Source organism: Microvirga calopogonii, from assembly GCF_003347665.1.
Lineage (GTDB): Bacteria > Pseudomonadota > Alphaproteobacteria > Rhizobiales > Beijerinckiaceae > Microvirga > Microvirga calopogonii.
The window spans coordinates 16,439-39,677 of record NZ_QDGA01000044.1 but is presented as its reverse complement, the minus strand read 5'-3'; the positions used below and the strand labels follow the sequence as shown (position 1 = coordinate 39,677).

The 23,239-nt window shown below is 59.4% G+C and carries 20 protein-coding genes and 2 pseudogenes; 7 read left to right on the top strand and 15 right to left on the bottom strand.

What is annotated here, in order from left to right; genetic code table 11:
• Nucleotides 1-37: 37 nt before the first annotated feature.
• Nucleotides 38-1,266 (bottom strand): annotated as a pseudogene (locus DDF70_RS23415) (IS3 family transposase).
• Between the two features lie 60 nt (nucleotides 1,267-1,326).
• Nucleotides 1,327-1,758: pseudogene (locus DDF70_RS23410) on the bottom strand (transposase); the annotation flags it as partial.
• Between the two features lie 190 nt (nucleotides 1,759-1,948).
• Between DDF70_RS23410 and DDF70_RS23405 the strand changes: the two are divergent.
• Nucleotides 1,949-2,377 carry a hypothetical protein gene (locus tag DDF70_RS23405; RefSeq protein WP_114947226.1) on the top strand — a complete coding sequence of 143 codons (429 nt, stop codon included), beginning with the start codon at nucleotides 1,949-1,951 and terminating at the stop codon, nucleotides 2,375-2,377.
• A 378-nt stretch (nucleotides 2,378-2,755) separates the two neighbouring features.
• Here the strand turns inward: DDF70_RS23405 and DDF70_RS23395 are convergent, their stop codons facing one another.
• On the bottom strand, nucleotides 2,756-2,980 hold the full coding sequence (locus tag DDF70_RS23395; protein WP_114947224.1) for a hypothetical protein: 225 nt from the start codon (nucleotides 2,978-2,980) through the stop codon (nucleotides 2,756-2,758).
• A gap of 285 nt (nucleotides 2,981-3,265) precedes the next feature.
• On the opposite strand from DDF70_RS23395, the gene DDF70_RS23390 reads away from it, so the two are divergent.
• From DDF70_RS23390 to DDF70_RS23380, 3 genes are all read left to right on the top strand, one after another.
• Complete coding sequence (locus tag DDF70_RS23390; RefSeq protein WP_162820607.1) at nucleotides 3,266-3,829, top strand: PH domain-containing protein; 564 nt, start codon at nucleotides 3,266-3,268, stop codon at nucleotides 3,827-3,829.
• Between the two features lie 450 nt (nucleotides 3,830-4,279).
• Complete coding sequence (locus DDF70_RS23385; protein ID WP_114947222.1) at nucleotides 4,280-5,278, top strand: hypothetical protein; 999 nt, start codon at nucleotides 4,280-4,282, stop codon at nucleotides 5,276-5,278.
• Nucleotides 5,279-5,285: 7 nt separating this feature from the next.
• Nucleotides 5,286-6,086: a hypothetical protein gene (locus DDF70_RS23380; protein WP_162820606.1), complete on the top strand. Its 801-nt coding sequence runs from the start codon at nucleotides 5,286-5,288 to the stop codon at nucleotides 6,084-6,086.
• Nucleotides 6,087-6,218: 132 nt separating this feature from the next.
• Here DDF70_RS23380 and DDF70_RS23375 read toward each other — a convergent pair whose 3' ends face one another.
• Both DDF70_RS23375 and DDF70_RS23370 read right to left on the bottom strand, forming a co-directional pair.
• Nucleotides 6,219-6,692 carry an A24 family peptidase gene (locus DDF70_RS23375; protein WP_162820605.1) on the bottom strand — a complete coding sequence of 158 codons (474 nt, stop codon included), beginning with the start codon at nucleotides 6,690-6,692 and terminating at the stop codon, nucleotides 6,219-6,221.
• 126 nt (nucleotides 6,693-6,818) lie between these two features.
• Nucleotides 6,819-7,031: a Flp family type IVb pilin gene (locus DDF70_RS23370; protein ID WP_114947219.1), complete on the bottom strand. Its 213-nt coding sequence runs from the start codon at nucleotides 7,029-7,031 to the stop codon at nucleotides 6,819-6,821.
• 311 nt (nucleotides 7,032-7,342) lie between these two features.
• Here DDF70_RS23370 and DDF70_RS23365 point away from each other — a divergent pair, with 311 nt between their 5' ends.
• The 3 genes from DDF70_RS23365 to DDF70_RS23355 are packed head-to-tail and all read left to right on the top strand — an operon-like array spanning nucleotide 7,343 to nucleotide 10,872.
• Nucleotides 7,343-8,029: a pilus assembly protein N-terminal domain-containing protein gene (locus tag DDF70_RS23365; RefSeq protein ID WP_114947218.1), complete on the top strand. Its 687-nt coding sequence runs from the start codon at nucleotides 7,343-7,345 to the stop codon at nucleotides 8,027-8,029.
• A gap of 31 nt (nucleotides 8,030-8,060) precedes the next feature.
• The gene (locus DDF70_RS23360) at nucleotides 8,061-8,654 is read left to right on the top strand and encodes a TadE/TadG family type IV pilus assembly protein (protein ID WP_114947217.1); all 594 of its coding nucleotides are present in this window, start codon (nucleotides 8,061-8,063) and stop codon (nucleotides 8,652-8,654) included.
• A gap of 28 nt (nucleotides 8,655-8,682) precedes the next feature.
• Nucleotides 8,683-10,872 carry a TadE/TadG family type IV pilus assembly protein gene (locus DDF70_RS23355; protein ID WP_114947216.1) on the top strand — a complete coding sequence of 730 codons (2,190 nt, stop codon included), beginning with the start codon at nucleotides 8,683-8,685 and terminating at the stop codon, nucleotides 10,870-10,872.
• 134 nt (nucleotides 10,873-11,006) lie between these two features.
• Here DDF70_RS23355 and DDF70_RS23350 read toward each other — a convergent pair whose 3' ends face one another.
• The 10 genes from DDF70_RS23350 to cpaB form a co-directional block, all read right to left on the bottom strand.
• Nucleotides 11,007-11,726, bottom strand: a complete 720-nt coding sequence (locus DDF70_RS23350) for a PA1136 family autoinducer-binding transcriptional regulator (protein ID WP_114947215.1) — start codon at nucleotides 11,724-11,726, stop codon at nucleotides 11,007-11,009.
• 2 nt (nucleotides 11,727-11,728) lie between these two features.
• Nucleotides 11,729-12,598 (bottom strand): glyoxalase III HchA, encoded by an 870-nt coding sequence (hchA, locus tag DDF70_RS23345; protein WP_114947214.1) that lies wholly within the window; start codon nucleotides 12,596-12,598, stop codon nucleotides 11,729-11,731.
• 535 nt (nucleotides 12,599-13,133) lie between these two features.
• Nucleotides 13,134-15,080 (bottom strand): TadE/TadG family type IV pilus assembly protein, encoded by a 1,947-nt coding sequence (locus tag DDF70_RS23340; RefSeq protein WP_114947213.1) that lies wholly within the window; start codon nucleotides 15,078-15,080, stop codon nucleotides 13,134-13,136.
• Between the two features lie 184 nt (nucleotides 15,081-15,264).
• Nucleotides 15,265-16,203, bottom strand: a complete 939-nt coding sequence (locus DDF70_RS23335) for a type II secretion system F family protein (protein WP_114947212.1) — start codon at nucleotides 16,201-16,203, stop codon at nucleotides 15,265-15,267.
• Between the two features lie 11 nt (nucleotides 16,204-16,214).
• Nucleotides 16,215-17,174: a type II secretion system F family protein gene (locus DDF70_RS23330; RefSeq protein WP_162820604.1), complete on the bottom strand. Its 960-nt coding sequence runs from the start codon at nucleotides 17,172-17,174 to the stop codon at nucleotides 16,215-16,217.
• A 27-nt stretch (nucleotides 17,175-17,201) separates the two neighbouring features.
• On the bottom strand, nucleotides 17,202-18,728 hold the full coding sequence (locus tag DDF70_RS23325; RefSeq protein WP_114947210.1) for a TadA family conjugal transfer-associated ATPase: 1,527 nt from the start codon (nucleotides 18,726-18,728) through the stop codon (nucleotides 17,202-17,204).
• 26 nt (nucleotides 18,729-18,754) lie between these two features.
• Nucleotides 18,755-20,032, bottom strand: coding sequence for a CpaE/TadZ family protein (locus DDF70_RS23320; protein WP_162820603.1), 1,278 nt, complete (start codon nucleotides 20,030-20,032; stop codon nucleotides 18,755-18,757).
• 28 nt (nucleotides 20,033-20,060) lie between these two features.
• Nucleotides 20,061-20,780: a CpaD family pilus assembly protein gene (locus DDF70_RS23315; protein WP_114947208.1), complete on the bottom strand. Its 720-nt coding sequence runs from the start codon at nucleotides 20,778-20,780 to the stop codon at nucleotides 20,061-20,063.
• A 30-nt stretch (nucleotides 20,781-20,810) separates the two neighbouring features.
• Nucleotides 20,811-22,334: a type II and III secretion system protein family protein gene (locus DDF70_RS23310; protein WP_114947207.1), complete on the bottom strand. Its 1,524-nt coding sequence runs from the start codon at nucleotides 22,332-22,334 to the stop codon at nucleotides 20,811-20,813.
• Between the two features lie 28 nt (nucleotides 22,335-22,362).
• Nucleotides 22,363-23,175: a Flp pilus assembly protein CpaB gene (gene cpaB, locus DDF70_RS23305; RefSeq protein ID WP_114947206.1), complete on the bottom strand. Its 813-nt coding sequence runs from the start codon at nucleotides 23,173-23,175 to the stop codon at nucleotides 22,363-22,365.
• Nucleotides 23,176-23,239: the final 64 nt, after the last annotated feature.

Genomic DNA, 23,239 nt, shown 5'->3' with positions numbered 1-23,239 from the left:
TGTACCGCCCGCAGTTTTTGAGACACCGGATTGAAGCCTACGCGGCGAGGGCCGCGGATGGAAGCTGGTTGTGCCGGACGGCTTTCGGCGTCTGAAATCCGTGCCGGGCTATCAGCCAGGTGGAGTTGTAGGTTTCTCGGAAGGTCAGCAGCGCCTGGCGCAACTCCTCGATGGTTTCGAACGAGCGCACCCACAGCAGGTTTTCCTTCAGGGTGCGGATGAACCGCTCCGCACAGCCATTGCCTTCAGGAGCCTGCACAAAGGCCGGCGAACTCTCGATCCCAAGGAACCGCAACTCGTCCTGGAATGCTCGCGACATGTATTGGCTGCCATGGTCGTGCCGGATCGACAGGCCTGAAGCAATCCCTTTGCTAAAGCCGCCAAAGTGCTCGCGTACGCCCTGGCGCAGCGGCTCGAGAGCTTCAAAGCGGGTGGCTTGGCGACTGGCATGAATGCCGACGCACTCGGCACTGTAGTGATCGACCGCCACGAACACGGCAGCTTGCCCTTCGCCAGTCCAAGCGGTGGTCATGTCGGTGCCCCACAGGGTGTCGATGGTTGCCGGAATGATCGTGCCGTCGTGGTTGCGCGGCCCACGCGGCGCCCCCATCCGGGACGGCGCCAGCAGGTCGTGCTCGCGCATCAGCCGCAACACACGGCGGAGCGAGGTGCGGATGCCCTTCAGGCGCAGGCGGGCCCAAACTTTCCGATGCCCCTCGCCATGGAACGGACTGGCGGCCAGGACGGCACGGATCTCGGTTGTGAGCACTGGATCGGACAGCGGTCCGACCGGGCCGCGGCGCCGCCGGTCCGTCTGCGGCTGACGCTGCCGGTAGACGCTCGCCCGGGCCACGCGCCAGATCCGGCAGACACGCGCCAAGCCATAGGGCCGGCCGCTGCTCGGCGAGAGGGCCCGGCTCATCGCCTCGACCTCCTCTGAGCTAAAGGGCGGCCGCCCTCCAGAAGGGCAATCTTGGCCTCCAGCAGCTCACGCTCCAGCAGCATCTCGCCGAGCCGGGCCTTGAGCCGCTCAGTCCCCAGCGCCTCACCGGTGGCCAGCCGGGTGGCGAGACTGGCCTCGCCGGCTGCCAGGAAAGCATCGCGCCAGCCGCTCAGCGTGGCGGCCGTCACGCCCAGGGAGCGCGAGACCGTGTCCAGATCCTCACCGCGCAGCAGCCGCAGAACCGCCTCGCGTTTGCGCTGGCGCGACATGCGCCCACCACGGCCCGGACCGGCCGCATCCTTCATCATCTCTGTCATCATCATCACCCTTCTGCGGATCCAGTCCGCTTATAGGATGTCTCAGGAAACTGTGGGGCGGAGGACCAGTGCCCGACGCACCCGGCGGGTGTTGGTGCCGGCCAGATAGGCTGACGCAATCAGCGCATCCGCCGCCTTAGTGCGCCGCTGATAAGCCCGGAGCGCCCCGCTGCGCCACTCGGTGGTGGTGCCATCCTGGGCGTGTAGGCGCGCCCGTGGCACCGAAATCTCGGTCTGGCCAAAGGTGCCGGTCAGGCTGCGGGACCGGTGGCCATGGCGATAGCCGGGAGTTGCCGCGGCTGGCGCAGTGGTCCCGTTGCGGCCATAGCGCGGCCGACCGAGAGCGGCGTCGAGTTCAGCTTGGATCAGGGCTTCGATCCAGTCGCGCACCCGCTCGCGCACACCCGTCTCGATCGGATCGATCCAATCGTCGAAAAGCCGGGCTTGCGGCTGCCCGGTGGGATGCACAGAATGTGACTTGCTGATAAGGTCTGTCATGGCGTGGTCTCCCACGGGACCGGAGCGCTCCAACGCCCGAATCCCGCTGTGTGGGTTGCAACACCCGGAGACTACGCCACCCTCAAAAGTCTACCACCTCCCGGACGGCACCAAGGGGCGGTGTAAGACCCTCTCTTAATCTATTAAGGCCAAAACGATTGGCAAAAACACCGACCGTATGGGGTAGGCGATGCAGAAGTTGATGAGGACTGTGCTGGTAACCGCGGGGCTGGTTGCTGCTCTTGGTGTATCCGCAGCCCCAGCCCCCAAGGTGCCGGTCTATGGTCGGGACTTCTCAGAAGTCGCCATTGACGCCGTACAATACCGGACTGGGGTGACGGAGAAGCAGGCGAGTAAGGTGATCAAGGAAGCCCGGGAGGCTTTCGCCAAATGCGTAATGGAAACCGCCGGCAAGCCGGGGAACTGCATTGTAGCCAAGGATGGTCTGGTTCTGAAGTACGATGCCGGAACTGGAAGCATCAGCTATCGGGTTGAATATGGCCATAAAGCTGGCGATGGGTACCGGCCCGATTTCACCGATGAAAATGGTGCGGAGCAGTCCGGCAATGAGGTCCGAGTATGGGCCGGGGACAAGAGCACAACCTACCCGGTGCGATAAGAAACGACGAGGGCGGCAAGAGCCGCCCTTTTCATTTCGCTGAGGGATGCAACGAACTATAAACGTAACCGAGCAATCCGGTGGCCCGCAAAAACGGACTAATTGAGTCTGGCTTGCTTCAGTATTTGCGAACCAGAACCTTCTCACGGCGGCCCGTGTTCTTCACCACCTGTTTCTTTGCGACTGGCATTTTCAAACAGTCAGTCTGGTACATCCAACAGTAGTCGCTGTACGGACCGTGCTGAACGTAGATTGCGTAGTTCGGAAGTTGAGTGCGTTCTGCGCAAGCCGACAAGGTGGCTGTTCCGAGTACAACCGCCGTCAGAGCCAAAAGTTTCTTCATCCTAGGTATCCTTTGCGGGCCTTGGTGGTTTGGGATCAGTGCTTGTTGCGCCTAACCTCCTCTTCCAGAAAGGGCCTGAGCTCACAGCCAGATGCCGTCGCCATTGCAATGAGCCTCTCCAAGGTTTCATGGCGGGCGAGAGTCTCGAGGAGGACTTCGGCGGCGACCCTGGACTCAAAAGTCTTGGTGGAGACACTTAGGTAGAGGCTAAGGGTGTCCTGACACAGGGCTGCGTCCGTGGTCTTGGACTGGACCCGCACCTGCGGCTCTCCGGCGGTCGCTGCTTGCGCGATCCGGGGGCCATTCGGGAAACGTGCTGAAGTCTCGTTCGCAATCGCCGACTGGCAAATGCTCACGAGGAGACAAGAAGCTATTACGAGGCACAGCGATTTTGATTTGCGTTCTGGCTGGCGTGACATGAAGTGGGATCCCAGTGTTGTCCCCGAATTACCATGCGATATAATACACTCTAATTTCGCGCGGGGCGAACTATCGTTCTACCGATTTGCATAACTTTCGCGAGCACGTTGAGAAAGATGTCACCGATGCAAAGCCAGACGGATGCCGGGCTCCTCGAAGAGGGAGCGCAGGAGGAATTTCACGACACTAGCCGGCCGCTCCGGGTTTTTCGGCTTTCCAAGGTGATCTTCATAAGTCCGTTCACCGTTGGGGGGGTGTCCCTTCTCGCCGCGGCCTACGCGCAGGCGCTTACGCAGCCGTGGCGTCTGTTTGCTCCTTCGACCTGGACGCTAATCTACTGTGGCTGTGTTGCGGCCGGTGCACTTGCCGTCTTGCTCGTATTCATTCGCTGGCAGACTACTCAGTTCATAATCTATCCGGATCGTGTAGTCGCCCGATCCGGCTTCGTTCGCCGCTATGCCCAGTCCGCGTCATTGCGCGAAGTTATCGGCGCGGAGCTCAATCAGTCAATTGACGGTCGGATGATGGGATATGGTGATATCGCGCTCGATACCAGCGGCGTCGTGAATATCAGGATGAAATCGCTTGGAAATGCGAGAGAAGCCGTCAACCTGGTGATGCATCTCCGCGGCGTGCTGGATTCAAGGAGGGAAGCCCCCTCCCGCTATCGTAAGACCTTCGGGTCGTAATGAGTAGGATCGAGAAGAGGGATTTCAGCGATGGAAACATCGCGAAGTCCTCTGGTCCTCGACGCGGAGCCGACTGAGGCCACGGCTTTTGCTTTTGGCTCTTCATCTGTGCGGGCCAGGGTTCGGGGCGCAGCCGGGGCCGATTGGTTGGTGGCATTCAGCCGTCGCAACACCCACGATTTTGAATTGTCTGCGACGTTGATCTCGCGCTTCCCAGTAGCCGCAGCGATTGCCGGAAGCTGGCTCTGCCCGATGTTGCCGATCTTCGGGCTCGTCGTAACAAGTGGCTCATTCGAGGGGAGAGAGACGGACTTCGTCTGGCATCCACCAAGTGCGAGTGCGGTGGCGAGAACGGGAAAATACGCGAGGCGAATTAGTCTGCGATGACTGGTCAGAAGACGCATGATACAGCCCTTACATAAGAGATGCAGAAGAAAGTGGCCTACACTTATGATTCGCAAATCAAGAAGTGCAATTCGGATTTTAGCAACTTGCCTCGGCTGTGCGATACTCTCGGGATGCGGGGATCCAAGTATCAGTGGGACAAATCACGAGGAACTTTCTAAGAGTGTTAACGAGGTCGCTCAGGACCTTGCTTCACGGGACAAAGAGGCGCGCGGGCGAGCGCAGGCTTTCCTAAAGGCCCTGTATCGCGCAGCCAGCCCTGTGTCATTCGAGGCTCCGCCCGATGAGTTTAACGGAAAGGAAGGCCTGCGGCTTGTTACCGATCGTGGAACAGAGCCGTCGTTTGGCAGTCCTGGCTACCTGGATGCCATCCTTAAGGGCGGGGTCGGAAAGTTCGACCAGATGAGCCCGGCCGCAATCGTGTCTGTGTATGTTGCGCAGGACTCCCGTGCGTTGAAGGAACAGCTTGATTGGATCCGGGAATATCGCCGCCGTGAGCGCCGGGACGTTAGCAGTCAGCAGTTTGACGAGGAGCGGCGGCGTAACCTTCTGGGAAAGGTCGCCCTGGTTCGGACCCGTTATTTCTGGTCCGATACAGCCAAGAGCAAGCCATACATCGGGTTCTCGATTTTCAATGTGCTCGACGTTCCAATGACGGGTGTCGAGGTCTCAGTTGACCTGGTCAATCGTAAGGGTGAAGTCGTGGCGTTCGGGAGGGTCAAGCATGAGCCTCCTATCCCGTTGGCTCCGGGTGTCCAAACCGTCATGGAGGTGGACCTGACCCGCATTCCCGCTCTGGCCGACCCCAAGCTTGCGGCAGTGGCTCCGGAGCTCACCGCGCGCATTAAGGTCGACAACCTCTTCGTGGGGCGTGGCGAGGCTCTGATCCGCCCAGGCGGCTTCGATGGATCGGCCTTAGCCGCGAGAATGGAGGCTCTAGGCGATCTGGAGGTCCGGATTCAAGAGGCACGCGACAACCTGCGAGTCTACCGCCTTCTCTTCCCGGAGATCGACGCCAGCGATGGATCAGAGGCAAACTCGTGAGGTTTCTATGAGGCACTATCTCCGTTCTCGCCGGCCGCGGCGACATAAAAGGGATTACCGGCGGGGTTCTTCCGCCGGTGTTGGCCTGACGATCCTAGGCATAGCGATGAGTGGGCCCGTCCAAGCGCAGGATGCGATGTCCCGGAGCGAGTGGAAGGGCGTTTCTCGAACCTCTTCGGACCCCCTCAAAGTCTCGCTGTCGATCATGGACCGGATCTCGAGGCGCAAGGACGTGACGGGCCACCTTAAGGATATGGCGTGTGGATGTCAGATCGATTCCCGCCAAGGTCGAGTTGGACGCCCGCTCGACTGCAAGCCAGTGATTGAGGCTGCCTCGGAGGATGCTTCGCTGCTCAAAGCCCTCCGGATCGTCGGCGAGGAGGACCTGGCCGCGACAATGCCGTGCTTCAAGCAGGGCATCTCAGCCTGCCGAAAGGACTCCTTATACCGGAGCGCCCTGGCCGATCCCCACCTGGTTGTCGTTGTCCCGGCGCCGGTCGCCGATGCTCTGGATGGATACAAACTCGGTCCCGTCGAGGAGCCGTCGGCGCCGGTGGTGGGCTGCGATGTCGTGATCGACCGGACAAAAGGGACGTACGCGCTCGACCAGCGGTGGCATGGATTCGTTGCGAGAGCGCTGATGTATGCCAGCGAGCACTATAAGGTTCGGACGCGACTGTTGCCTGGAGAGCTCAAACGGATCTCCGATCAGCATCCACCGTCCCCTCAAGAGCGGTTGATGTCCATTGAGGGGAAGCCATTGGGAGTTCCCCAGGAGATGACGGACGCGGCGGCTGCCGGAAATTAAATAAGGGCGGCTCCTAACGATGGGGCCGCCCTTATTCAATACGGGATTTAGGGGTTTGCCGCTCGGGTTCTACTATGACACCCGGTGTTCGACTGGGCTACCGTTGCCGTCAGGATCAGGCTTGTTCTCGAATCAAATGACCGCGGTGCGGAGAGTGATCGCAGCTGCCGCGATCGCAACCCCGTAGGGGACGCCCTTGGTCGGGTTATAGAGGTTGGTGGCCCAATCCCAGCGTTTCACGAGGGTCGGCAGTGGCATATGGCGGTAGGTGAGGATCGCTAGAGCCAAAAGACCGCCGTAGAACGAGAACAGGATCCCGAACGTAATCAGTTCCTCGCCAAGGCCAAACCAGAGGGCAATGGAGGCGATCAATTTGACATCTCCGGCTCCCATGGCACGCAGGCTATAGGGGATGAGAGCAATCACAAGAATGATGAACGCGGCCGCGACGTGCAGGAGAACAGCGCTTAGCGCCATACCTTTAAGTGCCGCGAATACGAAGAAGCCTGCCAAGCACATGCCAACCAGGACATTTGGAATCTTCATGCGATGAACGTCCGTGAAGATGGCGGCGCACATCAAGATGACGAAGGTACCGACCTGCATGTTCTGTAGCATTGCGATGGTCCTGAAAAAATTTGGGTAAAGAAAACCCGGTCCTTTAATCAAAGACCGGGTTTTGCATCCGAGGCCGAAGACTAGTTAAAGGCCTTCATTCGTAAAGAGGCCCGATTAGCTGGCCTTCATGTTGCCGGTTGCCGTGGTCAGTGCCGTGCCGATGTTGGTGAACACGGTCTTGAGCTGCGAGCCCATGGTGGTGACAGCACCGATAGCCACGACGGCAATGAGGCCTGCGAGAAGGCCATATTCCATGATGGCGGAGCCATCCTCGTCCTTGACGAGACGCTTCGTGGCAGCGGCGGTGCACGAGATGATGTTCTTCATGGTTCTACGACGTCCTGTTGATGTTTTGGGGAGTCATTACCCGCTATCGACGGGAATCATTCCCTGCTGGGGATAGTTGGGTTGGCCGCCGTCACGCCGCAGCGTTTGCTCTTGGCTCCTGTGACCGGCTCACCATTCGTTTTAATCCTGGGCCGAATCCCATGCAAGGAAGATTAGCGTTTCATTTCGTATTTCCGCCTTCCTGCTCCCCTTTCCCCCTTATATTTCGTCGTGTAGAAGGGCTTTAGCTTGATCGCTGCTTGAAAGCGGCGATCCCTCCACAGTCCTCATCGAGAAAAAGGCACCAAGTGATGAGAAATCTCGCGAATACTCGAATCATCGCCAGCACACTTTTGATTTGCGTTTCAGTCGGGGCGGCTCAGGCCCAGGACCGTCTCGAGGTCCCCGCACTGGGACCAACCCTACGGGCCTCGATGGACCGCGCGGTTCTGGTGAAGATGCCTGAGGGCATGCGGACGGTCGTGATCGGTAACCCCTCCGTTGCCCACGTGAATTTCGACAACTCCGGCCTGGCTGTTGTGACCGGGAGGAGCTTTGGTGAGACCAATCTGATCATTCTTAATGAGCATAGCGAGATTATCGCTCAGACCGACCTTATCGTGGGTGATGATCGCAAATCTTTAGTGAGCGTCCAGTCTGGAACGTCGAATAAGGTGACGGTGTCGTGTGATACGCGGTGCCAGCCCATCGCAGTCATCGGCGACGATGAGCGATCCTTCTCCGGGGTCAGCAGCCAGATCAGCACGTTGACGAGCAACGCTCAGCAGGCGGCGCAATCTTCGGCAGGATCGGCTCCAAGCCCGATTGCCCAAGTCGCAGCCTCCGTTCCTGCCGTTGCCCCTTCGGCTCCGGTTTCCTCCCCGCCGGCAAAACCCTCCGGGTCGAGCCCGCGTCCAGGCCGAAGCAATGACGGGATGGAGGTCATCCCCGCGAGGCCCGCGCCCAAGATGGAAGGGGTTTCCGCTGAGGCGCAATGATCACTGACAGCCATCGCGAGCAGGAGCAGGCATGACCATGAAAAGATTGGCGAGATCGCTGAGATCGTCCCGTATGATTCGAGAAACAGGTGGGTCTGTTGCGGTCGAGTTCGCGTTGATCGCCCTTCCATTCTTCATGTCTATCCTCGGCCTGATCTACATAGGCTTGCTCTACTGGACGAGCGCTACGCTGGATAAGGGCTTAGAGAAGGTGGCTCAGCTTATGTATGAGGGGCGCCCCTTGTGTGGACTGGCTCCTGGAGCTGCCTCTCCCTACAACCAGTCCTGTCTCAAGGACCGTCTGTGTGAGCAAACCCCTTTCGTTCTGGTCGGTGAAGCAAAGTGCAAGGCCGGCGCTCTCTTCCTCGACCTAAGGGTACTGAAGGGAGACGGGACCGACGCTATGCCGTCCCTCGTCACAAATGGAAACGTGAACGGAGGGGCATTCACCGATCAGTCAGGCGCAACTCCTGGGAAAATCGTGATGCTTCGCGCGGCGCTCGAAGTGCCGAACCTGGCGTGGGTCGGCCCGGGTGTTTCAACGGACTCAGGAAAGCGTGTCGTGATGGCCGCGTCTGCGTTCCGCATGCGGGCTCTCACTGAATACAACAACGCCATCCATTAAGCCTCACGGCGGTCTCAAGAGTTTCCCGATGCCCATTCGTGATCTCCGTAGAATTCTGAAATCAGACACGGCGTCGGTGGCCGTTGAGTTTGCGCTGATCCTGCCAGTGATGCTCTTCATCTACTTGGGTGGATCCTATGTCTCGACGCTGGCGTCTCTGAACAAAAAGCTTCAGACAGCTGCCTATGCGGTCAACAACTTGGTTCCTTACCCAAGGGACTACTGCAGCTATCGCGCGTTTGTCCGCAACTTCCACACCTCCGGCGGTGCCAAGGATCTAATGGGCCAGTTCTTGGCGCCCCAGTCTGTCGACGGTCAGACGCAGATGATCCAGTATTCGGAAAGCGCGCCCGACGTGGATAACCTCGTCACCGTGAAGGCAACGGCTCGCTACTCCTTCAATACTGGCTTCTGGGGTGTGGTGAACAGCGTTGCCGCGGCCACCCCAGGCGCTTCAGACTCGGGCGGTATCGTCCCATCGGTGTTTAGCCTGGGTGCCACGTCGGCAGGTGTCACAGTTCATAAGAACCCAGGCGTCGCGTGCGCATCTGGACTTGTACGGCTTGTCGGCCCCGCGGTCACTGAGTTCGCAGTAGGAGAGTTCAACAGCTTCACGGTGCGTGCGGAAGATGGGATTCCGGCGTACCAGATCCGCTTGAAATCGACCCTGCCTCCGGGTCTGAACTTTACTCCGAACAGCGCTGATGCGGATGTGTCGGGCGCGATCACAGAGACATGCACCACTGGCGCCTGCGATCCCGAGACGCTCAATGTCACGATTGAGGCCGAGGACTCCAGTAGTGACCTGTGGGCAGGGAGCGCAAACACCAGTCCCCAGAAGACATTCCAGATTTATCTCATTCACACCCTGCGCTTGACGGTACCCAGTGCCGTGGGAACAGTGGGAACCTACTTCAAGAGCCCCGCCCCGCAGCGGCAGGGCGGAAAGCCGGGCTACACATACTCGATGGCGAACGCGCCTCCAGGCCTGGCGATCAACGCGTCAACCGGGATTGTCGAGGGCACCCCGCAGATTCCTGGTGTCTACGATCAGGTTTCGATCACTGTGCGTGATGCCCGCGGTACGGTCGTGACGGATGACGCCTTCGTCTACGATATTAAGCCGCCGGCGCTTAGTGGATGGGGTGATGGCTCGTTTTACGGTACGGGCAACGCTTATGGCGCGATGGGGATCCACGCACGTGGCGGCTGGGGCACTATCACGGTCACCTGCTCTGGCTTCCCGGCCGGTGTGGGTTGCGGTCCTGGCAGCGCGGCAACCCCTTATGACGGAAGCGTCAATGGCGTTCCTCAGCAGTTGGGCGAGGGTTGGGGGACGATCACGTTCAGAGACTCGTACAACCAGACCTTTACCTTCCAGATGTACTGGAACGTAAAGCCGCCGGCCTTGAATGCATGGCTGGTGAGCAACCAAGCTGGTCAGGCGGGCTCGTACGTCCGAGGCGATGTCGCCGCATCGGGAGGTTGGGGTAATCTGACGGTCGAGAGCGTTTCCGGGCCGGCTGGGATTTACCCCCAACTGGTCGGCTACTGGCAGTGGGCCATTCACGGCACGGCTCCGTATCCGGGCAGCGGACCAATTACCGTGGTCATCCGTGATGATGCTGGGCAGCGTGTCTCGGTCGGGATGTGGTTCACCTACAATCCGCCCCCGCTCTACACGTCGACCAATGGAAACTTTGGCACCGCTGTCTGCTGCACGACGAGCTATACCCGTTACGTGTACTCGAGTGGAGGCTGGGGTGGTAAGTCGCCGTCAGCGTCGGGTATCCCGGCTGGCATGAGCTTGGGCTGGGATGGGAGCACAGCATGGGTGACAGGCAGGCCGTCAGCGGCTGGATCGGGAACGATCTGGGTAACGATCTACGACTCGGCCGGACAGGCGAGCTCGCAGCCGATCTCCTACAATTTCACTCCAGCGGCGTCGACCGTGGCGATCGTCAGTACCAGCGCAGCGGGAGAGTCACTTCGGATCATCTTCTCGGAGGCCGTTACGATAACCAATATCACCAGCAATCATTCGGCAACTGGGGGAAGTGCATCAACACAAACCTACGTTTTTTCCGATAACCTTGCTGCACACAACTTCACTATTACGGTACGTGATTCCAGAGGGTTGTCGAAGACGTTCACTGTTGCCTGGCCGAACATGGCACCAACAACACCAGAGCCGTGTAGACCTGGGCGATGCGGCTAAACCCGCGGGGTTCGGGCGGTAGACCCAAATCTACCTGAACTCTCCTTTGCGGCGGCGCCAGTGATGGTGCCGCCGTTTTCATTCGAGCGTATCCGAATACTCCGGCCACGACTCAGCCCAGTCCGAGCCAAATCTTACGCTTCGAGTTCGCCCGCGCGCACCAGAATGTGCACGGCCTGCGCCGTGCTGGCCGCGCCCAGACGCTTACGGACGCGGCGCAGATGGTTCTCGATCGTACGCTCGGACAGGCCGAGGAGTGTCGCGATATCGGACTGGCGCCGACCGGAGGCGACCCACCGAATTACCTCCAACTCACGGGCGGACAGGCTTGGTGAGGATGGGGATGTATTCGAATTGCTTAGCGATAATGCCGTCCGAAAGGCGGCCGTGGCGACGAGCGTGAGAGCCAGTCGTGCATCAGTTGAACTATCGATCGACATTCCCCCGAAGCTTGCCGCGCCAACAAGCCCGACATGACCGAATACCGGCACCTGAAGCCCATGGATGCCTGGACCATGAGGCTGCCGCACAATTCGATAGGTTTCGTGACCCGCCCGTCTGGTTTTCGTCCAGAAGAACGGATGATCGGTCTCCAGCACGTGCCTGTTGACGGGACATCGCGCCAAGTAGGTTTCGGGGTCGGCCTCGTCTCCTCCGCCGAACCAATCGCCCTCCAGCCACAGAAGCCGCTCGACGATGCCGTCGCCCGGCGGCGGAGCGGCATAAAGAACGAAGCGATCGTAGCCGAGCGGGACAGCGAATGCCCGGACCGCGTGGCGGAGCGTGGACATGTCCGCGCTCCGCTCGATTGCGGCGATTGTCGTGACCACTCGACCAAGCGCCGCCTGGCTCATGGTCAGCCCTCCGTGACCTCGGCGAGCAGCGTTTCGGCGGCAAGTTTACCGAGTTCGTTAGCGGCAAACGGGCTCGCGCCTGTTAGCACCTTCCGGTCCTTGTGCGTCGACTTGTCCGGTTCGGTATTGGCGATGGTGACACCAAGTGCCTTCAGCTTCTCGCCGAAATGCCAGGTGAGCTGGCCCGGCATGTAGCCGATCTCCGGCGTCTCGCGATCGGCTGAATCAGGAAACGCCGTGATCGTATAGCCTCTGAAGGGGAAGTTGCCAGTATCACCCTCTCGCGCGCAGGCGAGGAAAGCAGCGGGACCATGACATATCGAGATGATGTGCCGATCGGTGTCGAATGCCCAGCGGATCACCGCCGCAACGTCCTCGCTGAACGGCAAGCCGGCAAGCGGGCCGTGGCCCCCGGGGATGAAGATGGCGACATAGTCGCTGTCCGGACCAAGGCTAGCGACGACATCCGACAGCTTGAGTGGCTTATGGAATTGCTCGAGATAGGCTCGATGAAGACTGGTGATCGCCTCGTCTTCGTCGGGCATTGCCCAGAACTCGAACTTGACCGGGTTGCCGGACACGGTGGCGATGTCGAACTCAAAGCCAGCCGCGTGCAGGTGGTACATCGGCACCAGTGTCTCAATCGGGTGGTTTCCGGTCGAGAATAGGGTACCGTTCTCCATCTTCACGTAGCGCTCGTCGGTGCCGATCACGAGGATGCGGCGCGTGCCACGGTAGGGCTGCGGATAGGTGGCGCCTTCCAGATCGCTCTTGGAGCTGGTGAACTGCTTCAGCGAAAACTTCGAGGGGAAGAAAGCGTTGAACTCGGCCTGGTCGGGCTGGGGCTCTTTGCTCAGGGGTAGGATGCTCATGCTTATGTCTCCTTTCAACCGTGAGGATAGGCATCCCAACGCGAGAAGAAATGCGGGATTTCCCTCAATCATCGGATCAGGGTCGGAGCCGGCTTAATGAGAGGCTCTCGGCATGTTGAGACTCCATTATAAGCGCTTCCGGAGCAATTGCCGACAGCTGCTCAGACCAGCCCTTATTCTGGTTCATTCCCGTTATCGGCCGAGATAACATATCGGTTTTGGAGGGCGCCGGTGCACCCCGCATATTGGGTGGCCATGCGGACCGAGTTGGATGGTTGGGCTTTAGCTTTAAGATTCTCTTGCTGGCCTCATGCACTCGGATTCCCGAATGCCTTCGTTATATGGAATAGACGGCTGGCAGGTTGAGGACTGAGGTTCAGGAATAAGTCAAAGGGTGGAACTGGGACCGGCGCCGGAGGATTATCGGAGAGGATCTTTGATGCTCATGATGATCGAAAGCCATGGGTGATCTATCCGAATAAAAAAGGGGAGGTCCGAAGACCTCCCCTCTGTTGCGTGTCCCTTCGCTTATCACTTAGCTCGTGGGATTACCATTTCCGTCGAAACATTGTACGCCCTGGGCACGTGTCATACCCCACCCATTGTCCCGCTTCCAATGTGCGCAGTAGGGCGGCGCGGGGGGAGGAGGAGCGCTATTGTTGAACTCTGCGATGCTCGAGACATCGTTGAGCTGGACGCTGCCGCAGAATGAGCCTTGGCGCCCGCCCCACAAGACGTCGCGGTGATAGTCGACGAACTCACACATCTCCGACCGGGCAAACTGGCGCGCGTCGTCCATTTGTGCCTTGGAGATGTACCGCGACTTTAACGCTTTGCCATAAGGACCAACGTCCTCGTTATAGGGACCAGCGCCCATGATGTTGAGGTCCGTCTGAGATCCACATGAAACGTAAACCCGACGCTGGTAGCCACAGCCGTACTTGCAGTGCACCGAATTGTAGATGACGTCTACCCAGGCGATCCATTTCTCATTCCCGCAGTCGTAGCGCGAGACCTTGTCATTCGGGCTGAACGAAAACGACACCGGGAAGGTAACCGTACGCTCGGTGTCGTCGACGATCGTGACGTTGAACGATCCAGACATCCTGTTTTTATCTGACGGGCGTCCATAAACGGTGCCGTCAAAGCGACTGTCTGTGCCTGTTCCGGCGCATGCAAGACCTGCAGGCAGGCCCGAGCAGTAGGCTCGTAGGGTTCCCCAACCACCGGTCCCTTCGAAGGCTCCGGCCACGTTGATGTCGTCCTGGAGTTCGCCCTTAATCACCTTAAGTGCCCGCCCCGACAGAGCCGGCAGACTGAAGTTGTAGGGGATCTGAGTGGTCGCGGTCAGGCCCCGGCCGTCACGAACCGTCACCGTGATGGTCCCGCCGATCGCCTGTTGCCCGGCCGTAAGAAGAGGCTGACCCTTGATCACGCCAGTGGAGGCGTCGCACGTGAACGGGTTGTTGGGATGACCCGCAGGAAGCCCGGAGCAGGAATAGGTGTAAGGCCCCTTTCCGCCCGAGCGAACGGGTGTCTTGGTGTACGTATACTGGCCGGAGGCAACGATCGTTTGAAAGTTGTCGCCGGTATAAGAGAGGCTGAGAGGGTGGATCAGCGTGAAGACGACATTGTGATACGCCGTCTGCTTGTTGATGCCGCCCCGAGCAGGATCGCCACTGTCCGTGACACCGAAGGTGGTGGGCGGGAGGGTCTGAGCGTTGCACGGCGAAGTGCAACCAATGGCCTGGGCCTGCCCACTCACCTGACCCGTGGTGGGGTTCACCCCTAGGCCCGCCGGCATGTTCGCACCCACGCTATAGGTATAGCCGGGCCAGCCTTTGGCCGCCTGCAAAGTGAACGGTAGTCCAGGCGAGGTCTGCCCAGCCCAGATTTCGACGGTCGCAGGACCTGTGAGGGTCAGCTGGTCGGCCTGGGCGAAGGCGTTCGAAGTCACGGCAGAAGATGAGGCCGAAACCGTGCAATCCTTCTTGAGGAGAGACATGAACACGCACTTGTACCCGACCTGGGCGTTGACCACGTAGCGGCCCGTATACTTGTCGATCTCGACCGATCCCACAACCTTGGGGGGGCTGGCTGGGTCGAAGCCTTTCTGGCTGAAATTCGAGGCAAGGAGCTTCTCGGCCTCCGACTGCGGGTCGAATGCACGGCGATCAGCTCCGTACTGGCCCGCGTTGAGGCATCCGTTGTCGAGGGTGTACCCGCCAGCACCGTTGTCGGTACGGATGGTGTCAAGGCAGGCATTGATCCGCTGGGTCATCGTCTGGCTGATTGAGTCAACCGCCCCCTGCAGATCGTTGTGAAGGGCGGAAATACGAGAATAGTCATAGGCGACTCCAGCCGCCGGGATGAGGACGGGAAGAGTGAGGGCAAAAAGCAGAGCGACATTGCCCCGGGTGTCGTTAGCGAAGGATCGGATCGCGCGAGCTCCCGACCCCGCTGAAAGGCGGCGGATATCCATGGCTTGTCCTAGTCATTGGGAGGTCAGAGCCGGCCAGGTCACTCGCCAGCGATTTGTTCGATGGGATTATAGGCCAAGTTTAACGAATTATGAAACGCTATTTGGCCACTCTAATGCGGCAAGAGGGGCTTTAAGCCCCTCTAGAACCGCGGAATGTGCAAGGTCCCGGCCGTGAAGCGGGCAGTCAGAGACCGCCGGTCAAGACCTTGATGAGCAATGGGCTGACAATGATCGTGATGAGCACCGGAAGGAGTGTCAGGATCATCGGAAGCGTGAGTTTCGGCCCCATTGCGGCTGCCCGACGTTCTGCCTCGTTCATTCTCTCGAGACGCCCCTCGTCGGCCAACGTTTTCAGAGCATCACTAACGGGTGTACCGTTCAACTCAGCCTGGATCAGGGTTGATGCAAAGTTGCGGATCGGACCCAGTTCGACCCGCTTATAGAGGTTCTCGTATGCCTGACGGCGGGAAGACAGATAGGCCATTTCAGCAAGCAGGATCCTGAACTCCTCCGCCAGCGGGAAGGATTGGTGGCCGATCTTGTCCGAGACCTTGCGGATAGATTGCTCGACCGAGATGCCGGACCTCACACAAATGTTCAGGAGGTCGAGCGCGTCCGGCCAAGCCAATCGGATCGATTCCTGGCGCGCCCGGATCGTTCGGCTGAGGAAGATCTCAGGGAGCCTTAGGCCTGCAAATCCCATGAACATAATCACCAGCACCTGCTGCAGCAGGTTCCCGGCAAGGGCCCCGGTCAGGAACAGGTAGGACGTCGTGAGGACGATCAAGGAAACAGGCGCGATGAACCGGGCAAACAGAAAGCTCACTTCGTGGGCGGGGGAGCGGTAGCCCGCCTGGACGAGGCGATCCCGGGCGTCCTCCGTACCGAGATAGCGAGCGAGATTGAGCCGGGTCACGATGGTCCGAACTTGGCGGCCGGGCATGAACTTCACACGACCCAGGCCGTCGGTCTGTCCCGCCGACCGAAGTTTATCCGGCGCAGTCTCTTCAAGGCGCCGCCGGCGAACGTTGCCTACGCTCTCCGGCTCGAACATCTGCATGACGACCATGCCGACGGTCGTAAGTGCAATCGTAATCAATCCAATGATGATCAATTGGTGCATGGCAGCGTTTCCTAGATCTTGATCTTCATGAACGACTTCATGAGAAGGGCACCGAAGCCAGCCCAGAGGATACAGCCGCCAAGTACCACGTGTCCGAGAGTCGTGTAGAATAACGGCTCCAAGTACTCAGGTGAAATAAACTGGACAGCGATCATCACGACGACTGGCACAGCCCCAATGATGTATGCGGACACCTTTGGCTGGGCCGCGAGAGACTTGATCTTCTCCCGCATTTGTTTCCGGGCACGCATCATATTCGAAAGGGTTTGAAGCGTCTCAGCGAGGTTTGAGCCGGCCGCCTGCTGCACCTCGATGAGGGTGATGAAGAAATTGGTTTCGGGCGAAGGGACCGTCAGACGCATCCGGGCAACCGCGTCAGCGATCGTCATTCCAAGGGATTGGGCTTGCATGACAGCCTGAAACTCGGACCGAAGGGGCTCTTCAGCCTCCGTCGCTATGGTGACCAAACAGGTCCGGATCGGGAGGCCGGATTTGAGGCCGCGGATGATGATATCAAGGCCACTTGGGAACTGATCAAGGAACTTCTGAATGCGCTTTTCCCGGAGCCGAGACACGTACATCTTGGGCCAGATCATAGGCGCAATGAGAGCCGCAATGGCGGTCGCAAAGAGGCTCATGGAAAGGAGGTACACAGCGATGGACGTGATAGCCAGGCCGGAGGCCATCATCAGGTAGTACCGATGGGTCGTCCAATCCAAGCCGGCTTGCCGAATGAGAACATCCATCGGGATATTCTTCCGGCTTTTCTCCTCCGCCTGGAGGTCCTCAAGGTTATGAACCACTGCGCGCCGGCGCCGCCGGTCAAGGACTGCCTTGGCATTGACGGCAGCACCGTCCTTGGTGAGTTTGGACAGGCGGGTGGCCGCCACAGACTCATCTGAGATCTTCGGTGACAGAAAGACATACGATAGGGAACCGATAGCAACAAAGCTACAGAGCCCGATGATCAATTGAGATGTTTGCATGAGAACTCGACCTTATGCCGCGCCCGAAAGGATCTTCATCAGCCTTTCGCCTTCGCCATAGAACGCCGCCTTCTCGTAGATCTTCGGCTTTACCACGCCTTGAAACTCGTGATGGCCGATGATGCGCCTGCGCTCGTCTTCACCTTCGATCTTGTAAACCAGGAGATCCTGGGTCGAAATCACGTCGCCCTCCATCCCGGTAAGCTCTGTGATGTGGGTGATGCGACGCGTGCCGTCCGGCAGCCGGTTGACCTGAACAATCACGTCGACAGATTCATGGATCATCTTGCGAACGTCGGATTTATTGAGGTTCGGCCGCCCCATGACCACAAATGACTCCATCCTTGTCAGTGCACCCTTCGGATCATTGGCGTGAAGTGTACCCATCGAGCCAGGGTGGCCCGAGCTCATGGCCTGGAGAAGAAAGAACATCTCCTCGCCGCGGACCTCACCGATCAGAACGCGGGTTGGGCGCATGCGCAGAGTGGTCTTCACAAGCTTCTCGATATTGATCTCTCCCACACCCTCAACGCTGGGCGGCCGTGCCTCCATGGGCACCACGTGGGGCTGCTGAAGCTGGAGTTCAGCCGTATCTTCGACTGTCAGGATGCGCTCCTTGTCGTCGATGAAAGCCGAGAGGCAGTTCAGGAGAGTGGTCTTACCGGAACCGGTGCCCCCCGAGACGATGACATTGAGCCGGCACTTGCCGATGATTTTGAGCAACTCAGCCGCGTTCGGAGAAATCGTCCCGAATTTGATCAGGTCGTTGAGTGTCAGGCGTTCTGCTCTGAACTTACGAATGGTGATGGTCGTGTACTTTGTGATCGGAGGAACGACGACACTAAGGCGGGAGCCGTCTGAGAGGCGGGCTTCGCAGATAGGATTGGCTTCGTCGACACTGCGGCCGCTCTGACCAACAAGTCGCTGAGCGATGTTGAAGACGTGGCTTTCATCGATAAAGCGGCAGTTCGACACGAGCTCCATCTGGCCGCCAACCTCGATGTAAACCTGGTCGGGCCGGTTCACCATGATGTCGGCGATATCCTGCCGATCGAGCAACGGCTGGAGGGGGCCGAAGCCGAGGATGTCATCGACCAGATCGCGAAGCATCTGGTCCTGTTCCACCTTCGAGATTGCGATCTCCAACTCGGCCATGATCTGCCTAGCCGTTTCCTGGATTTCCTCAGCTGCCTGGGAGCTATCGATGGCTCCAAGACGCTGCATTAGATCCAGGTTGCCGAAGAGTTGATCCGAGACCCGCTTCTTCCACTCGAAGTAATTTGCCGACATCACTGTCGTGTTGGCCGGCAAGGCCGAGACGCTCGACTTGATCTGGGCAGGGGGACGTTGTGGGTTGGCTGCCGCGGGGATAGCCACAACGGTGCCCGAGCCGGGCTTGGGCGTTTGACCGAAGCCCCCAGGCGCACGAGGCCCTGAGCTGCCGAAGCCCGCCGGCGCCATCCTTGGCGCGACGGGCGCTATTGGTCTAGCAACTTCGTTGACGGAGCGAGGTTCAGATTTCTTGGTGCCGAACGCCATGACGATCTCAATTCGATAGGTTCAATTCAGTTGGACTTGGCTCTGCTCGGGAGAGCCTTGGAAAGACGCCCGATCAATGACGAAAGTCCTGACGAAGGGGGACTGGCGGCCTGCTCAACGGCGTTTGATGGAACAACACCAGCCAGAGAGCGTGCGATTTCCTTAAGGCTCTGAGCTGTCGGGTTGTTTGGCTGTACCTGGGCCAGCATCCGGGCGTTCTCAGAAGCCTCATGGTGCAAATCGCGGTCATACGCGAGCACCGCATCGGGTTCCAATCCGCTCAACGCCTTGGTGATGTCGGCGATCGAAGGGTCCGAGCTTTTCGGGCCGCTATGCTGATTGACGATAAGGCGAGGGCGCTTTCCGATACGATCCAAGGCCGCCACAGTCTCCTGGGCGTTCCGGATACTGAGAAGCGATGGCGTGACAACCAAGATCACCTCGGTAGAGACCTGCAGCGCGAGCAATGTCCAGTTCGTCCAGACGCGCGGCATATCGAGCACAAGGTTCGTGTTGTCTCGGCGTAGTGTCTCGATGATCCGGGAGACAGCATCCTCACGAACGTCCCAGGTTTTATCGAGAGTTGCAGGGGCGGGCAGGATGGCAAGATTGTCGTCACATTGGACGAGGAGACGCTCGAGTAGGTTGGCGTCGATCCGCTCCGGGGTGGACAAGGCCTCGGAGATGTCCTGCTTCGGCTCATGATTGAAGTTGAACGCAGAGGCGCCAAAGCCAAAATTCAGGTCGACGAGCACCGATGACGGAACAATGCTGGCCAGGTTTGCCGCCAAGTTGGAGGCTACCGTCGTCACTCCGGCGCCGCCAACGCTGCCGATGACAGCGGTGACATGGCCATGCCCCACTCCGGAATCTTCGGAATAGATCCGCGAGATCGCCCGGATGATGTCGAACCGGTCGAGTTCCTCGACCACGAGGTAGTCACGTACATTGCGGTCCTGAAGGGCCCGATGGATACGGACACTGTTCCTGTGACCGATGACGATGACGTTCGTGGTCTCGGCGCAGTGTGTGGCTAATTCGTCCAGGACAGGCAGGAAGTTGTCCTCGTCCGGACCAATCTCCAGGACAATTACACTGGGAGTGCCGCTTCCGGTGGAATAGTACGCAATAGCGTCGTGCAGACCGCCCTCCAGGAGATCGGTTTTGGCTCGGGTCAGGATAGGATCCTTGAAGGCATCGGCGACAAGGCGGGCAACCGACTTGGTCTGGCAGAACGCATCGATGGTGATCCGCGGAACGGGTGCCAGCGGAGTGGCCATTGAGTGGTTAAGGAGAGGATTCATGTGGTTCATCACTTGGTCCTTACCGAGGTCAATTCGAGCCTGAAGACGACGTATCGCTGTCCTGGAATCCACCCGAAGTCTGCTTGGACGGGGTGGCCTCGCCGGCGACGTAGCGGCGCAGCATCAGGACACGTTGGGTAGAGTCGGGTGAGGTTTCGCGGGCGGGACGAACAGCGTCCATGGGGTTCGCCATCTGGGCAGCAAGGTTTTGCTGGTGGGCGCACCCGAAGTTCGCGGCGGTGAGATTCTCCATGTCGACGACTGGGCTGCCTGCACCGAGGTCGTCCGGCCAATCCCCGCAGGGGTGGGGGACGCCGGCCGCAACCTGCACCAAAGCAACTTTCACAGGCTCGATGCGGTCTTCGTTGAAGCTCTGATACTTCTTCATCTCGATGGCCGCGCGGGGCACCCCGGCCGAAACCAGTTCCTTCACCACAACGCTGGCGAACCTGTCGACGGCAGCGTTGTCGGCCGCCTGCGCCTTATAGGGCGAAGAGACGACGAGGTTCGTCTTTCCTGCCGGAAGATAGGAACGGGCGAAGTCCCGCAGGTCGACCTTCTGGCGAAGGTCCAGGCCACTGATCTGAGTCGGATAGATGTCGAGGTTCGTAAGCTCGTTCTTCAGGACGATCGGGTGGCGGTCCCGCACGTCGGGAGCGTAGGGAAGGGCGTAGGCGGGAAGCTCGCGGTCGGCGCAGCCAGCCGCCAGGAGGGAGAGGCATGCGGCCGCGGTGAGTCTCTTGAACATAGGAAATCCTTCGGGAATGGTCAGGCGGCGTCAGTTGATGATGAAACCAGGCTGCTTGAAGATCGGCTTGGCCTCTCTCTTGCTGGTCGTCTTCCGATTCATGTGGCCGAGAAACACAGCGTTTGGCTCGGAGGCGGGGGCAAATCCGTCATCGGGCCGAGCGATCTTCTGAGGCTCAATGGGCTTCGCGAGGTACGGGGTCACGATGATGACGAGTTCCGTTTCCTGGCGCTGGTAGTCGCGGGAGCGGAACAGGGTTCCCAGGATCGGCAGATCCATCAGTCCGGGCAATCCGTTCACTGCCTGTTTGGTCTGCTGCTGGATGAGACCGGCTGTGACCAACGCGGCACCTGACGGCATTTCGACCGTGGTGTCCTGTTTGCGGACCTTGAAGCCAGGAATGGCGAGGCTCTGGTTGTTCCCGGCCGGAACGATGATCTGATTGTTGGGGTCGATTTCGGAGACTTCGGTTCCGACCTTGAGGTTGATCTTCCCAGCGGAGAGCACGACGGGAGTGAAGTTGAGGCTCACGCCGAACTTCTTATAGGTGATGGTCGGTTGGCAGCTCGAATTACCGTCGCCACTGCAGGACGTTCCGCTTGGGACCGGCATTTCACCGCCGACGAGGAAGCTGGCGGACTCACCTGAGATCGCCGTCAGCGTCGGCTCTGCCAGGGTATGGGCAACGCCAGCCTGTTCCATGGCCTCAAGATTGACGGTGTCACCGCCTGGCCATGTGGCGCCCAGAGTGGCCTTTGCAAGGGACGAACCGGCGACTGGATAGGCGGGCGAGAACGCGCCATTGATGGTAGCGTCCTGCAGGCTCCAGGACCCAGTCCATTTGATGCCGAGCTGCTTGAGCACGTTCCGCTGGATCTCCGCGATCGTGACTTTAAGCATGACCTGATCGCGCCCCTTGATGGTGAGAGCGCTGATGACCGGGCCGAGGGATCCTTCCCCGGCTGCGCCGGAGGAGATGCCGGCGCCGCCTGCGGCCGAGTCCGGAGACCGGACCCCGGCGGTCATGTAGGCCGTTGCTACATCGACGGCTTGCTTGGCCTGGATATCGGAATCCACCTCTCCGGACAGGATGACAGACTTTCCGATCATCTTGGTTCGAATGGTCGAGCCCGGGATCACCTCCCGCAGGATTTCCTCGAGACGGCCGGTGTCGCGCGAAACCTGAACCGTGTAGCTGGTGATCCGGCGCCCCTCGGCGTCCATGACATAGACTTGGGTCTCACCTTCACCGAGGCCCAGGAGCATCATCTTGCGCTCAGAGCGAATGGTCGCCTGAACGACGCTAGGGTTGGTGACAATCACATCCCGAGCATCGGCCTTCAGGTCGAGAAAGGTAGATTTGCCAATCCCGACGGTGATGGAGTTTTTGGCCACCCTCACCGCAGTAGCCCCCACCAGGGGATCCGCCACCGGATCGGCGGCATGGGCAGGACCGGACAGACCGAAACCAAGTCCGGCAATGATGAGAGATGCGGCACCGTGAGTGAGAGCGCTTCGGAAGTTCCGTGCGCTCGGGTTCCTGGTAATTGTCATTATTGTTATCCGAATTTGAAAAGCGGTGTCAGTTCAGCGTGGACGAAACGCCGAAGCGGATGAGTTGAATATCGGCGGGCTTCGCAGGGGTCGCTTCGGCGGAGGCTCGCAGGGTCTGGGCCTGCTTCTCCTGCATCGGGCGGAGGGCAAAGGTAAGGGTTCCATTCCTCTGCGCCTTGTTGATCGAGACGATCTGCTCGGGCGTAAGCTCCAGGGTCGCCGTGCTTCCGATCATCGCATGGGAGCCCTCGGCCTTCTCGATGTTCTGGTCGATAGCGATGATACGGATGTTCTCCATGAGGACCGTGGACTCGATATCAGTCCGTCCCGGGAGGGGAGCCTGACCGGTCACGTAGATGTCCACCCGATCGTTAGGTAGGATCATCCCGCCGGCCGCATTGGCACCGCCCGCATCGAGGCGGATTGAGAAGGCGCGGTAGCCTTCCGGCAGGGAGGTCGCGACAAACCCTGACTTGTCAGTACGGATCAACCGCGCTTCGACGATGAGCTCACCCTTCATCACGGTCGCCGTGGCAGTGGACTTCTCGTACACGGTAAGGGCGTCAGGCTGGCTGTCGCGGGTGATTGCGTGTGGCGGAACATTTGTCTTGGGCCAGGACTGCCAGGTCATCAGAGCCGGATTGATCTGTTGACCGATCTTGATGTCCTCACTGGCGACGAGAACCTCAGTCAGTTCTCTGGGATCGGGCGCAGCCGGAGCCTGAACGGCGTTCACAGGTGCCTGGGGAGGCGGCTCCGGCGTCATGGCGTTAGAGATGATGAAAGCAAAGGAAGCCGATACGGCTGCAATTCCCAGAAAGAGTGCGTTCTTCTTTTTCATGAACCGTATCCGATTCCCGTTATGATTCGTGTAAGCCGAATTAAAGTGCTACTACCACCTTTTA